The 12,669-nt window shown below is 72.2% G+C and carries 11 protein-coding genes and 1 tRNA gene; 7 read left to right on the top strand and 5 right to left on the bottom strand.

Translation table 11 applies throughout. The annotated features are described in order from the left end of the window. Positions 1-9: 9 nt before the first annotated feature. From A1QA_RS0103145 to A1QA_RS0103130, 4 genes are all read left to right on the top strand, one after another. The gene (locus tag A1QA_RS0103145; protein WP_017177476.1) at positions 10-999 is read left to right on the top strand and encodes an endonuclease/exonuclease/phosphatase family protein; all 990 of its coding nucleotides are present in this window, start codon (positions 10-12) and stop codon (positions 997-999) included. Between the two features lie 51 nt (positions 1,000-1,050). Further along, complete coding sequence (locus A1QA_RS0103140; protein ID WP_017177475.1) at positions 1,051-2,007, top strand: AEC family transporter; 957 nt, start codon at positions 1,051-1,053, stop codon at positions 2,005-2,007. A 91-nt stretch (positions 2,008-2,098) separates the two neighbouring features. Further along, a complete protein-coding gene (locus A1QA_RS0103135) occupies positions 2,099-3,004 on the top strand; it encodes an EamA family transporter (RefSeq protein WP_017177474.1) in 906 nt (301 codons plus the stop codon). Positions 3,005-3,319: 315 nt separating this feature from the next. Further along, complete coding sequence (locus A1QA_RS0103130; protein WP_017177473.1) at positions 3,320-4,972, top strand: DEAD/DEAH box helicase; 1,653 nt, start codon at positions 3,320-3,322, stop codon at positions 4,970-4,972. Here A1QA_RS0103130 and A1QA_RS0103125 read toward each other — a convergent pair. The 4 genes from A1QA_RS0103125 to A1QA_RS0103110 all read right to left on the bottom strand — a co-directional run bounded on the left by A1QA_RS0103125 (position 4,937) and on the right by A1QA_RS0103110 (position 8,705). Further along, positions 4,937-5,902 carry a CAP domain-containing protein gene (locus A1QA_RS0103125; RefSeq protein ID WP_017177472.1) on the bottom strand — a complete coding sequence of 322 codons (966 nt, stop codon included), beginning with the start codon at positions 5,900-5,902 and terminating at the stop codon, positions 4,937-4,939. The two genes, A1QA_RS0103130 and A1QA_RS0103125, sit on opposite strands and share 36 nt — an antisense overlap. Before the next feature lie 189 nt (positions 5,903-6,091). Beyond that, positions 6,092-6,751 carry an NAD(P)H-dependent oxidoreductase gene (locus A1QA_RS0103120; RefSeq protein ID WP_017177471.1) on the bottom strand — a complete coding sequence of 220 codons (660 nt, stop codon included), beginning with the start codon at positions 6,749-6,751 and terminating at the stop codon, positions 6,092-6,094. A gap of 119 nt (positions 6,752-6,870) precedes the next feature. Further along, entirely contained in the window at positions 6,871-7,692 is an 822-nt protein-coding gene (locus A1QA_RS0103115) for an ABC transporter permease (RefSeq protein ID WP_017177470.1), read from the bottom strand. Further along, positions 7,689-8,705, bottom strand: a complete 1,017-nt coding sequence (locus A1QA_RS0103110) for an ABC transporter ATP-binding protein (protein ID WP_017177469.1) — start codon at positions 8,703-8,705, stop codon at positions 7,689-7,691. Before A1QA_RS0103110 ends, A1QA_RS0103115 begins: the two co-directional genes overlap by 4 nt. Before the next feature lie 92 nt (positions 8,706-8,797). Between A1QA_RS0103110 and A1QA_RS0103105 the strand changes: the two genes are divergently transcribed. Further along, positions 8,798-9,526, top strand: coding sequence for a TetR/AcrR family transcriptional regulator (locus A1QA_RS0103105; RefSeq protein WP_154652209.1), 729 nt, complete (start codon positions 8,798-8,800; stop codon positions 9,524-9,526). A gap of 666 nt (positions 9,527-10,192) precedes the next feature. Here the strand turns inward: A1QA_RS0103105 and A1QA_RS0103095 are convergent. Then, positions 10,193-10,269, bottom strand: a tRNA-Lys gene (locus A1QA_RS0103095). A 111-nt stretch (positions 10,270-10,380) separates the two neighbouring features. On the opposite strand from A1QA_RS0103095, the gene A1QA_RS0103090 reads away from it, so the two are divergent. Both A1QA_RS0103090 and A1QA_RS0103085 read left to right on the top strand, forming a co-directional pair. Further along, entirely contained in the window at positions 10,381-11,043 is a 663-nt protein-coding gene (locus A1QA_RS0103090; RefSeq protein ID WP_017177466.1) for a hypothetical protein, read from the top strand. 150 nt (positions 11,044-11,193) lie between these two features. Then, positions 11,194-12,648: a hypothetical protein gene (locus A1QA_RS0103085; protein WP_017177465.1), complete on the top strand. Its 1,455-nt coding sequence runs from the start codon at positions 11,194-11,196 to the stop codon at positions 12,646-12,648. The last annotated feature ends 21 nt before the right edge of the window (positions 12,649-12,669 follow it).

Below are 12,669 nucleotides of genomic sequence, written 5' to 3'. Positions count from 1 at the left end.
GGAGCGCGCATGATCCGGGTGCTCAGCCTCAACCTCCAGCACTGCCTCCCCGGCGCTGGCGCGGAGCAGGACGCCGCCACCGCGGCTCTCGCGGGCGCCGATATCACCGACCCCGCCACAGCCCGGGCGGTGCTGGAGGCACTGGCCACCCAGATCGCCGATCTCGCGCCCGACGTCGTCGCCCTCCAGGAGGTCGACATGCGCCAGAAGCGCTCCGGCGGGCTCGACCAGGCTGGCGAGCTCGCACGCATGCTCGGCTGGGAGCACCACCGCTTCGCCGCGGCCTGGGCCGGGCCCGTCGTCGGCATGAGGCGCCGGCCCCTGCGCTCGCCGCTGGAGCGCGCCTGGGATGACATCCTCGCCCCCGTCCACCTGGTCACCGGGCGCGGGCCCGCCGGATTCGGCAACGCGATCCTGTCGCGGCTGGCGGTGCGCTCCTGGCACGTGCGCCGCCTCGGCCGCGGCCCTGCCACGATCAGCCTGCGCGGCGAGCGAGCCTGGAACCCGCGCTCCTATCACCTCGACACCTCCACCGCCCGCACCATGCTCGCCGCCCGGATCGACGCGCCGGGAGCGGGCCCGGCGGGCTCGCTCACGCTGGCCTCCACGCACCTGGCCACCCGCACCGGCATGGCCGCCCGGCAGCTCGCCGCCGCCTGGGCGGCGCTGACCACCCTGCCCGGGCCGCGCCTGCTCGCGGGCGACCTCAACATGGGGCCGGGCGGCGTCGCCTCCACCGGGGTGGCCCGGCCCCTGGGGGAAGGGCCGACCTTCCCCGCCTGGCGGCCGCGCGAGCGCATCGACCACCTCCTCACCGATCCCTGGCCAACGGGCGCCGACGGCCTGCCGGGCGCTCCGGGCGCGTCAGGCGCAGTGGGCTCCCCGGGCTCTGCTGATGCGGCGGGCGCGCCCCTCCTGCGCGCCGCCGCCTGGGGAACCCGGGCCTTCGTCGTCTCCGATCACGTGGGAGCCTGGGCCGACCTCGAGCCGGCCTCGTGAGCGCGCCGTGCTGATGCTGGGCTGAGACGGTGCTGAGACCGTGTTGAGATCATGCTGAGGATCACCAGCGGGCTGGCGGTCTTCGCCGTCGTCATCGCCATCGGGTGGGTCCTCGGGCGCACGAGCGCCCTGCCGCCCCGATCCGACCGCGTGCTCACGCGCCTTGCCTTCTTCGCCGCCACCCCAGCCCTCATGGTGACGACCCTGGCGGGCGCCGACCTCGGCGCCGTCGTCTCCGCGCGGGCGCTGGCCGCCATCATCGCCGAGATCCTCACGATCACGAGCGCCTGGTCACTCCACCGCTGGGTCCTCGGGCGCGACACCGCCAGCGCTCTCATCGGGGCTCTGGCCTCGGGCTACGTCAACGCCGCGAACCTGGGCATCCCGGTGGCGATCCTCGTCGTCGGGGACGCGACGCCGATCGCGCCGATCCTCCTGCTCCAGCTCCTCATCATCACGCCGGTCTCCTTCGCGATCCTCGACATCGTCACGGGCAGGCGCTGCCAGACCCCCGCGCGGCGCACCCTCGCGCCGCTGCGCAACCCGCTGCTCATCGGGGTGGCGACGGGCACCGCCATCAACCTGGCCGATTGGGACCTGGCGGATATCGCCGGCGGGACCCCCGCCGAGGTCCTGGGCCTGCTGGGGCGCATGGCCGTTCCCCTCATGATGCTCGCCCTGGGGTTGAGCCTGGCCGACTCGCGGCGCGCGCCCCGGGGAGGCCTGGTTGGCGAGGCGCCGCCCCCGGCAGGCCCCGCGCTGTGGTGGGCGGTGGGCTGGAAACTGCTCGTGGCCCCCGTCCTCGCCCTCGCCGTCGGCGCGCTCCTGGGGCTGCGCGGCGCGGCGCTGCTCGTACCCGTCACTACGGCCTGCCTGCCCACCGCGCAGAACATCTTCATGTACGCCTCCCGCTACGAGCGGGCCACCGGCCTCGCCCGGGACACGGTCCTCATCACGACGGCGGGATTCGCCCCCGTCGTCCTCTTCGCCGCTGCCCTCCTGGGCTGAGGGTCGCGGGTGAGCCACCAGGCACCAGAGGAGGGCGCGCGCTCAGGGAGACCGCGGTCGGGGCGGCCAGCACGAGCGAGACAATGGGCCCGTGCTCCCGCCCCCACCCCGTCAGCGCGGCCGTCAGGCCAGCCGGATCGGTGCTGCGCTGACGGCCGTTCCCGCCCCGGGCATCTTCATCGCCACAGCCGTGTCCACCTACATGGGCGCCGGATTCGCGGTGGGCCTGTTCGGCGTCATGCCCCCGGCCACGGTCGCCTGGTGGCGCGTGACCATCGGCACACTCGTGCTGCTCGCCTGGCGCCGGCCATGGAGACCGAGGAAGGACGGGCGCGCCTGGACGCGTCGGGTGCTGGGGGTGTCCGCGGCCTTCGGGGTCGCCACAGCGACGATGAACGTCCTCTTCTACGCCTCGATCTCCTACCTGCCCATGGGAACGGCCGTCTCCCTGGAGTTCCTGGGGCCGGTCATCGTCGCCGTCGTCACCGGCAGGGGCTGGCGGCCAAGGGTCGCGGCAGGGCTCGCCATGGCTGGCGTCGCCTCGATCTCCGGTGTGGGGCTCGACCTCTCCGATCCCGCGCATCGCATGGGCATGATCCTGGCCATCGGGGCGGGGTCCTCCTGGGCCGGGTACATCCTCCTGGGGCGCAAGGTCGCCACCGGCGGGGCGGGAATGGACGCGCTCGCCGTGGGGACGGCGGCAGGCGCGCTGTTCTACACACCCCTGGCGGCGACGACCGCGTCCGGGGCCTTCTCCTCCGCGGGGACGGCCCTGGCGGTGCTCGGAGTCGCGGTGCTCTCCACGGTCATCCCCTACGCCCTCGACCAGATCAACCTCGGGCGCTTGAGCGCTGACACCTTCAGCCTCCTGGCATCCCTCATGCCGGCGACCTCGATGGTGGTGGGAATCGTCATGCTGCGCCAGATGCCCAATTTCGGTGAGCTCGCCGGCCTCATCCTCGTCAGCTTCGCCGTCGCCCTCGCCGGGAGGTCCTGAGAAGGGCCGATGGCCGTCCTGGGGTGCAAGCACATTCTTGGCCTGTGAGAGAATGTCGCGCCGCCGTCATCGCGGGCGCGACGGGGGTCACACGCGTCGTTGGCCGCAGGACGGCGCGGGTCATGGCGGGGTGGGCCCCAGCCTGAGAGGATGGCGGCCGGCCCGGCGGCATGCCGCGGCCAGGCTGGTGCCCCGGCTCCGGATCGTCCCAGGCCCCGTGAGGGCGGGCGACGCCGTCGAGCCCCGATGCCGGCACCCCGCAGCGCTGCGCCCGCCCACCGGCGCGGCGCCGCCCCAATCCAGACAGGACCCCTCGTGCCCGCCACCCGCAAGCGCCCCAGCGCGCCCGCTTCCTCCGCATCCGCCTCCCCGGCCTCCTCCGCCGGTCGGAAGGCCCCCGCCCCAAACTTCGCCAGCCTCGGCGTCGACCCCGATCTCGTCGCCGACCTCGCCGCGCGCGGATTCACCACTCCCTTCCCCATCCAGTCCGCCACCCTCCGCGACACCCTCGCCGGGCGCGACGTCCTCGGCCGGGGCCGCACCGGCAGCGGCAAGACCCTCGCCTTCTCCCTGCCCCTCGTCCAGCGCCTCGCCGACGAGGACTGCGCCCGCGCCAGCCACCCCATCGGCCTCGTCCTGGCCCCCACCCGCGAGCTCGCCCTCCAGATCGCCGAGACCATCACACCGCTGGCCGCCGCCCTCGACCTGACCGTCACGACGATCTTCGGCGGCGTCAACCAGAACCCGCAGGTCAAAGCCCTGCGCGCGGGCGTGGACATCGTCGTCGCCTGTCCCGGGCGCCTCCTCGACCTCATCGCCCAGGGCCACTGCAACCTGGACGAGGTGAGCATCACCGTCATCGACGAGGCCGACCACATGGCCGACCTCGGCTTCCTGCCCAGCGTGCGCCGCATCCTGCGCGCCACCCCCGCCGACGGCCAGCGGATGCTCTTCTCCGCCACCCTCGACAACGGTGTGGACGCCATCGTCCGCGAGTTCCTCCACAAGCCCCTCCAGCACGCCGTCGACCCCGCTTCCTCCCCGGTGACGGATATGGACCACCGCGTCTGGCTGCTGGCGGACAAGACCGCCAAGGACGGCGTCGTCACGCGTCTGGCCTCCGGGACCGGCCAGCGCATCCTTTTCACCCGCACCAAGCACCTCGCCCGCCGCCTGGCCCGCAAGCTCGTGGGCGCGGGCATCCCCGCCGTCGAGCTCCAGGGCAATATGAGCCAGGGCGCCCGCCAGCGGGCCATGAGCGCGTTCACCTCGGGGGCCGTGCGCGTCATGGTCGCCACCGACATCGCCGCCCGCGGGATCGACGTCTCCGGTGTCGAGCTCGTCGTCCACGTCGACCCGCCCGCCGAGCACAAGGCCTACCTGCACCGCTCGGGCCGCACCGCGCGCGCGGGCGCCTCGGGCACCGTGGTCACCCTCGTCCTGCCCGAGCAGCGCAAGGACGTTCAGGTGCTCCTCAAGAAGGCCCGCATCAAGGCCGAGATGGAGCGCGTGCGTCCCGACGACGACGCCGTCGCCGCCCTCGTGGGAGAGCAGGCCGAGCGCGTCGCCGCCGAGGACATGCCCGACGGCGTCGCAATCAAGGGCGGCCGCCCCACCGGCGCTGGCGCCCAGGCGCCGGCCCGCGGCGCGCACGGCCGCAGGGCGGGGGAGGGCTCCCGCCAGACTGCGCATCAGGAGGGGCGTCGCGGCGGGCATCAGGAGGGGCGCCGTGGCGGCCCGCACGGCGGGCGCCGAGCGGGGGCCGGGCGCCAGGGCCAGAAGCGGGCCTCGCACCGCCCCGCCGCTCGGGCCGCTGAGCCGGCTCCATCCCGATCCCGCATCAATGAGGCGTGTGGGCCACCCGAGAACCTGTCCCGGGTGGCCCACACGCCTCGACGAGTCAGGGCGACCGATGCCCGCCGCCCCCGACTCCTATTTGGCGCCGAGGAGGGCGCGCAGTCCGCGTAGGATCGACTCCAGGGGGGACTCCGAGGAGGGGGCCTGCGGCGCGGTGCTGGCTGAGCCGGGGGTGCTCGGCGCCGCCGTCGAATCCGCGGCGGCCGGTGCTGCCGACGCAGGCGCGCTGGGCGGCTCGGACGTGGCGGGCGCCGGGGCCCGGTAGCCCGCGGGCACGGAGGAGGCCGAGCCGCCACCGTTGGCCAGGGTGACGTCGTAGATCCCGGACCATCCCACCGACTCGGCCGACGCCGAGCGGGCCCACAGGCCCTCACCGGTGAAGTACCCGGCTGAGGCCGCGAAGGCGATATTCGTGATCGTCGGGTTGAGCAGGGTGTGCAGGTGCCCGGTCTCGTGGTTCCAGGCGCCGCCGGCGGCGACGAGCTTGTCGTACTCGGCGGCCCAGATCCCGATCCCGGAGGAGATCGTGGCCGACTGGTCCGTCGTCGCCGCCAGGATCTCGAAGGTCCCGTTGGTCACGTCCCCGACCTTGGCCGTGTTGTAGGACTCGCCGTTGGGGCGGCTGTGCTCGATCTTCCCCATCTCCAGGCACTCCACGAGGCGCTGCACTGAGATGCGCTCCATGTCCTGGTCCCAGACGAGGGCATTCGCGTAGGCCTCGGCGCTCGTGTACCCCTGGGCCTGGGCGTAGCTCTGAACGGTGCCGCCTGTTGAGCCGTCGACGCTGAGCAGCGGCGGGTTCTTGGCCCACATGTCCAGGCGCAGCTGGCGCACGGTCGCCATGGCCTCGGAGTGGACCGATGGCTGGTCCAGGACCACGGCGCGCGTCCCCACACTGCCCGAGCCCAACTGCACGCCGGTGTCCAACCGGCTGGAGGCGGCGGCGCTCGGGGCGATGACGGCGGAGCCGCCGAGGATCGCCGCGCCGCTGGCGGCCACCAGGCCGCCGACCTTGAGGGCGTCGCGTCGTGAGGTGGTCATTGCGCAGGTAGTCGTCACAGGATTCTCCTTGCATCGGGTGCGCGGTGCGCCGGCAACCCTAGCCGTCCTGCTCGCGGCCGTGGCGGGATCGTGATCGAGAGCCCGCGGTATCCGCTCTCCGCATATCCCGAGGTGGCGATGGCCACGCCCGCCCCGCGACCGTCCCCCTTGGTCCCCGCGCTGGCGCCCTCAGCGTGTGCGGGCCACCGCCGCGTCCTTGCGGGCCGCCGTCGCCACCTGCTCCAGGAAGGCCATGCGGCGGGCGGGCGTGTCCTTCTCGCCCTCCATGCCGCCCAGGACCAGGCGCTGGGTCGTCTTGATGCCGCAGTAACCCAGCACGGCGCGGCTCACCCTCCACACTGACATCCCCGGCGAGCGCGTCCATGCCGCCGGGCCGTGGGAGGTGGTGATGATCGTGGCGGTACGGCCCGCGAGGAGCTTCTCCGGCGACAGCTTCCCAGTGCGGTAGCGGTAGGCGATACCCGGGGTGAGAACGCGGTCGAACCAGCCCTTGAGGAGGGAGGGCTCGGCGGACCACCAGGTCGGGAAGACCAGGGTGAGGTGGTCGCAGTCGATGAGCGCCTCCTGGGAGCGGTTGATGAAGGCGTCGTCGGGCATGTGCTCGCGGTAGCCGAACCTCAGCACTGGATCGAATCGCTCAGCGGCGAGGTCCAGGAGGGTCACCTGCGCCCCCGCGTCCTCGGCCTGCGCGGCGTAGGCCTGCGCCTGGGCGTGCGAGAAGCTCTTCGCGTCCGGGTGCCCGGCGACGACGAGGATGCGCGGGCCGCTCGAGGCGCTGGGCGGGTCGAAGGGGCCGGTCCGACTGCTTCCATGGGGATCAGGGCTCATGCCTCCAGGCTATCCATCGGGCCGACGGCGGAGCCAGGGCCCGGGCGTCCCCGGGGCGCCCCGGATCCCTGGCCCCGCAGCGCTGGCATGGCTCGTCTGGCTCCCCGACGTCGCGGGGATCAGCGCCGCGAGAGCGCCCGCAGGCAGACCCCCAGGCTCACGAGCATCCAGGCCAGGAGGATGGCGAGGTCCCTGCCGTGCCAGGCGTAGGCGTCCTGCGCGAGCCCCGCGCGCAGGAGGTCTGCCGCTGGGCGGATGGGCAGCCAGTCGTGGACGGACTGGAACCAGCGCGGCAGTTGGGAGGCCGGGAAGGTGACGGGCGAGAACAGGAGGATGAAGAAGACGAGCACCTGGGTGAGCGCCTGCGCGACCATGGGCTGAAGGCTCACGGCGATCGCGTAGCCGACGGACGTGGCCATGACTGTGGCGAGGAGTGATGCGGTCACGAGCAGTGGCCAGTCGGCATCCAGGGGTATGTCGAAGCGCAGCCATGCGACTCCCACGGCTACCGCGATCCCCGGCAGCGCGATCAGTGTCCACAGACTGAGGTCGGTGACGAGCAGCGTCGGACGCGGGACCGGCAGGGCGCGCATGTAGGCGAAGGCCCCGTTGGCCCTCGCCTGCGCCACCACCTGGGGGACCACGACGAGGCCGACCGTCATGAGCAGGGCTGTCGGCGCCCCGGTGGACATGAGCAGGGCAGTGGAGGGCATGGAATCGATGCCCGGGATGAGAAGCCCGAAGCCGACGATGATGCCTGCTGCCATGAGGGCCTGCACGATGACGAAGATCGGGAGGGTGGGGCCGATGGAGTAGAAGCGCCAGCGGAGCATGGCCCGGTAGACGGACCAGGGGCTCGGGCTGCCGGGCTCCGGGCGGTGGGTGGCTGCGGAGGAGGGCGCAGGGGTGGGCGTGGTCGCTGAGCGGGTCATGGCGGTCATGCGGTGATCTCCTCGTTCTCGTCGTGGTCGGTCTCGGACGCCTCGGTCAGGGCGAGGTAGGCGTCTTCGAGAGTGCTGGGACTCAGGGCATAGGTCTCGATGTCGCCCGACTCGTGCAATCCGGCCGCCCAGTCGACGCAGGCGGCAGCCGCGGGGGCAGGGATTGTGATGAGCAGGCGACGGCCGGTGCGCACAACCCGCAGCGCGGGCGCCGGCAGGGCGGGCGTGGCGGAGTGGTGATGCTGCTGCGGCGACTGCCCCTGCTCCTCGAGCGGGGAGGCTGCTCCGGGCGACAGCTGCAGTTCCAGCCGCAGAGCGCCGTCGGTCCCTCGCAGGCTCGCGGGAGTGCCGCTGGCGACGACGTGGCCCCGGTCGAGGATGACGAGCTCGTCGAGCATTTGCTCGGCCTCAATCACGTTGTGGGTCACCAGCAGGACCCCTGTCCCGGCATCCGCGCGGCGCCGGACGGCCTCCCACAGGAGGCGGCGCCGGGCGGCGTCGACGTCGTTGGTCGGCTCGTCGAGGACGAGCAGAGGCATGGGGACGACCGCGGCCATGGCGAAGCCGACGAGCCTACGGATCCCGCCCGAGAGCCCGCCGCCCTCGGGCAGGGCGCGGCGGGTCAGCCAGGGGCCGTAGCCGAGCTCCTCGGCCATGGCCAGCGAGGCGGCGCGGGCGTCGCGGGCGGACAGGCCGCGCAGCCGGGCTGCGATCTCCACGGCGTCGCGCGGGGTCAACCCGTCGATAGGAGCCTGGGACTGGGGCTGGATCGCCACCGCCCGCCGAGCGGCCCCGGGGTCCGCGACGGCGTCGATGCTCCCGACGTGAATGCTGCCAGCGTCAGGGCGCAGCAGCCCGACCACCTGGGAGACGAGCGTCGTCTTGCCCGCGCCGTTGTGCCCCAGGAGGCCGACGACGCTGCCGGGGTCGACTCTCAGGTCGATGCTGTCGTTGGCGGTGACGGTGCCGAAGCGACGCGTCAGCCCGGTGATGCTCAGGCTGGGACTGGACATGATCGCCTTTCGGATACTCGTGGTATTTGCATACCGAGAGTATCTGAATTGACCCCTGAGGGCAAGGGCGTGTGACGACTAGCATCGGCGGGGTGACAGATCTTCCTGACCCGATCAGCCGCAGGGACCGGCAGCGGCAGACCCGCGAGGCTGTTGTTCTCGCCGCTCGGGCGTCCTTCGCGCGCGACGGCTACCACGGCGCGCGACTCGATGAGATCGCCCGTGCGGCCGGCTTCTCCAAGGGGGCGGTGTATTCCAACTTCTCGTCCAAGGCCGAGCTCTTCCTAGCGGTCATGGATGCCAACATCGATGAGTCCATGGCCGGTGGTGGCTGGGATCTCTTCGAGCGCAGGCCCGTCGACCTCAACGCTGACGACGAGCTCACGGCATCGATCAGGGGTTTCGCCCTGGCGACCCTGGAGTTCGTGGCCTACGCTGCCAGGGATGGGGCCCTGCGCTCAGAGGTGGCGCGGCGGATCGGGCTCTTGCTACAGGTCTACGGCGCCGCCGTCGAGGCCACGCGTGCCGCGCGGGCTGAGCGCGGCGTGGCCCTGACTGACGATCTCACTGCTGAGCAAGTGGGAGCCCTGCTGGCGGCTTTCGACCAGGGGGCGGCGGCTTTGGCTCTCGCGGGGAGTCGGGCGCTGGATCCCGAGCTCCTCCAAGCGGGAATGGCTCGTCTGCTCCAGCCGCACCGCCTCTCTGATGAGGATATGGAGGTGGTGCGCTCCGAGGTGATGAGGGACCCGGCGATCCGCGAGCGGCTGGTCGGGGTCGAGATCGTCCGGCGCGCCGGCGACACGGGCGCTGCGGGCGATTGATGCGCGGCGAGAGGCAGGGACCGCGCCTCTGTGTGCCGCCGTCGCGGCTCAATGCCCCACCGCGATGTGGACAGCGTCGTGAGGCCGGGGCACAATGGTGGGGACCCACCCGGCTGCATCCCGGATGGGTCCCCGAGGCCGATGGCTCAGTTGATCCATCGACCGAGGGCATCCACAAGGACACCGACGGCCCGGATCGGGCGAGCGATGGAGTTAAGTATTTCGCTCACCTGCCGGGCCGTTTCCTTGTCCTCGTGGACTTTGGCGTGCCGGCCTCTCGGTCGGGTCACGGCCCTCACCTCCTCCCTGGCTGCCTCCTTCCCCGGCAAGGACACGGACGTGTTCCGGGAGGAGGTGCCGGAGAAGGCGGCACCAACGTAGGCGGCGGAGGTGACGTGATTGGGGCCTGGTCATGGGCCTCGTGGGGTGCGTCCTGCACCGGTGGTTGCCTCGAGCACCGTGGGGTGCGGTGGGAACGCAGCCGAAGGTGCTCCGCGCAACCACCAGTGCTGACGGCAACCGTCGGTGCTGGGAGCGCCCGTCGGACCTGCCCCGGACCTCCCGCAGGCCCGTTGTCCACAGATCTGAATCTCGCCGTTCTGAATCTCGCGGTGCTGTTCGCCCGGTTTCGCCGTGCTGATCGCCCGGTCTCGGCGAAGAGGGCGGTGGTACCCCCTGTGGGGCTCGAACCCACGACCTTCGGATTAAAAGTCCGCAGCTCTGACCAACTGAGCTAAGGGGGCGCGGCGCTGGGGCCCAGCACCACGAGCAGCATAGCCGGACCTGGGCGAGCAGGGCATGCCGTGCCGGGCGTGCGAGACAATGGGCCCGCCCCGCCACCGAAGGAGACCGCCATGGCACGCCAGTTCCACCGCCCCGCCCGGCTCGACCCCGAGGCCGCCGAGTCCATCGAGGGCGGCGTGGACACCGCCGTCGCCTCCGAGCTCGCCCACCGCGCCGCCCAGGCCCTCGTCGGCGGCTTCCCCACCACCCCGGACGACCCCATCACCCGCGAGGGCGTCATCGCTGTCGTCGCCGGGCAGGGGGTTGACGACGTCGCCGAGCTCTGGGCCGACTCGCCCGCCACCACCCTGCCCGGCGCCCTGTGGCGCCTGTTCCTCGTGCGCGAGTGGATCCGGCGCGACCCCGCGCTCGTCGAACGCCGTTACGCCACCGTCGTCGACCTCACCGGCCCGGACGACGACGGCGCCCTCGCCTCCCGCCTCGACGCCGCCCTGGCGCAGGGCCGCCCTGCCATCGCCCCCGAGGAGCTGCGCGAGCGCCTCGACTCCGCCCTCGCCGGCGCGCTGGAGGGCTCCGTCCCGGCACTCGCCCCGCTGCTCGCCACCACCTCCTCCTTCCTGGGCGCCCTCGCCGCGGGCTCGGCCCCCCAGTGGATCGACGACGACGCCGACCCCCTCGCCGACCGCGTCACCCGACGCGACTCCGCCCTCCTGGCCACCGCCGACGAGCTCGCCGACGCCGCCGCTCGAGCCCAAGCAGGTCTGCTCGACTGACGCGCCGGCCGCCCCGAGCGGGCATGGGGAGCGGTCACCGGGGAGTCGCACTATCGCAGGCGAAAGCGGCGTGATATTGGGGAAAATCGGCGGATCGCGCCAGTGCGGCCAGTGGTGGACAAGAGCGGGCGTCATCGCTGCAATAGACCTATGAGTGATTTCTCCCAGGACAACGATGTCAATGGCGCGTGGCCCTCCGCGGGTCGCACCGCGGCTGACGGCCCGCAGCCGATGGGCGATCCCGGTCAGCCCTCCCAGCAGCCGCCCGCAGCCTCCCTCCCGGGCTACGGGCCCGGCATCTATGACCAGGCGCCGCTGGCCGCCCCGCCGCGCAAGCGCAGACGCGGCCTCATCGTCGCCGTGCTCGTCGTCGTGCTCGCCCTGGCCGCCGGAGCGGGCGGCGGCGCCTGGTGGTGGACCCACCGCGATCGTGGGCAAGCCGCCGAATCCGTGAAGGATCAATGGCCGGATTACCGCCTCGGCGATGCCTCGGACAGTTTCCGCGCCCAGCCCACCGAGGAGTGGTCGAGCCCTGCTGAGGATTACGACATCTCTGACGACGGGAAGCGGATGTACGTCGATACCGAGTCCTCGAAGGACTCCAACAGCCTCACCCTCTACAGCCTTGAGGGTGGCACCCCCACCGAGATCTGGTCCGGAACGGAGCACTGCGGCAACGCCGTCGGCATGTGGGGCCACGACCTCCTCTGCGGCAGCACCCTCATCAATGGGGACACGGGGGCGACAAGCGCCCTGGACTGGGTGGACGACAACTACTTCTTCATGGGGGCGGCGGGCGACACCGCCGTCGTCATCGACCTCGGCTCCTCGGGCAAGAGGGGCAAGGCGAAGGGCATCCGGCAAGACGGCACCGAGGTGTGGAGCTCCACGGAGGACTACTCCTCCGGGATGGTCTACACCGGTGCCGGAGTGGTCAGGCTCGAGGGAATCTCGACAAGGACCACCGGACCCTCCACGGAGACGTCCGAGTCGACGGCGGTCGCCCTGGACATCGCGACCGGCGCGGAACTGGTCGGAGGCGCCAAGCAGGTCCACGTCGACCTGCTCGACGGCGGCGACATCGCCCTCTCCTCCCTCCTGCTGGACAGCGACTCCTGGGATGTCGCGGTGCTCCACAAAGGGGAGACGACCCCCGTCGACAGTTGGGAGACCGGCACCCTCCTGGTGCCCACCGCGCCAATGAGCGCCGCCTCCCTGAAGAGCGCGGCGCAGGAGGCGGATAGCTCCAAGGATCACGTCGTCGCCCGCGTCGTCGATGGGAACGGCAAGCTCTACACCTTCACGAAGGAGGACGGCGATCTCGGCCTTGACGGGCACCGCTTGGAGCCCGCGGGGATCGGGACAAAAGGCGTCTTCACTCCCGATACGGCCTTCGTCGCGGCGAAAGGCGCCCTGGGCGTTGTCGTCTGGGAGGATCCGATGGGCTCCCCGGACCTGGGCATCTACGACTCCGCGACAGGGGAGAAGCTGTGGTCCATCGATGGGGGCGACTACCCGATCGGCGTCGACTCCCAGACACTCCTCATCCCCAAGCGCGATGACAGGGGCGACCTCGAATCGGTCTCCCTCTACCGGGCCGCCTGAGCGGGCGACGAGCTCATTCCG

It is taken from the genome of Actinomyces timonensis DSM 23838 (assembly GCF_000295095.1).
GTDB classification, from domain to species: Bacteria; Actinomycetota; Actinomycetes; order Actinomycetales; family Actinomycetaceae; genus Actinomyces; species Actinomyces timonensis.
This window is presented reverse-complemented; position numbering and strand designations above follow the sequence as displayed.

What these genes read in the sequence shown, in the direction of transcription:
- A1QA_RS0103145 (WP_017177476.1), top strand. Translation starts at nt 10, where the DNA reads ATGATCCGGGTGCTCAGCCTCAACCTCCAGCACTGCCTCCCCGGCGCT.
- A1QA_RS0103140 (WP_017177475.1), top strand. Translation starts at nt 1,051, where the DNA reads ATGCTGAGGATCACCAGCGGGCTGGCGGTCTTCGCCGTCGTCATCGCC.
- A1QA_RS0103125 (WP_017177472.1), bottom strand. Translation starts at nt 5,902, where the DNA reads ATGACCACCTCACGACGCGACGCCCTCAAGGTCGGCGGCCTGGTGGCC.
- A1QA_RS0103120 (WP_017177471.1), bottom strand. Translation starts at nt 6,751, where the DNA reads ATGAGCCCTGATCCCCATGGAAGCAGTCGGACCGGCCCCTTCGACCCG.
- A1QA_RS0103115 (WP_017177470.1), bottom strand. Translation starts at nt 7,692, where the DNA reads ATGACCGCCATGACCCGCTCAGCGACCACGCCCACCCCTGCGCCCTCC.
- A1QA_RS0103110 (WP_017177469.1), bottom strand. Translation starts at nt 8,705, where the DNA reads ATGTCCAGTCCCAGCCTGAGCATCACCGGGCTGACGCGTCGCTTCGGC.
- A1QA_RS0103090 (WP_017177466.1), top strand. Translation starts at nt 10,381, where the DNA reads ATGGCACGCCAGTTCCACCGCCCCGCCCGGCTCGACCCCGAGGCCGCC.
- A1QA_RS0103085 (WP_017177465.1), top strand. Translation starts at nt 11,194, where the DNA reads ATGAGTGATTTCTCCCAGGACAACGATGTCAATGGCGCGTGGCCCTCC.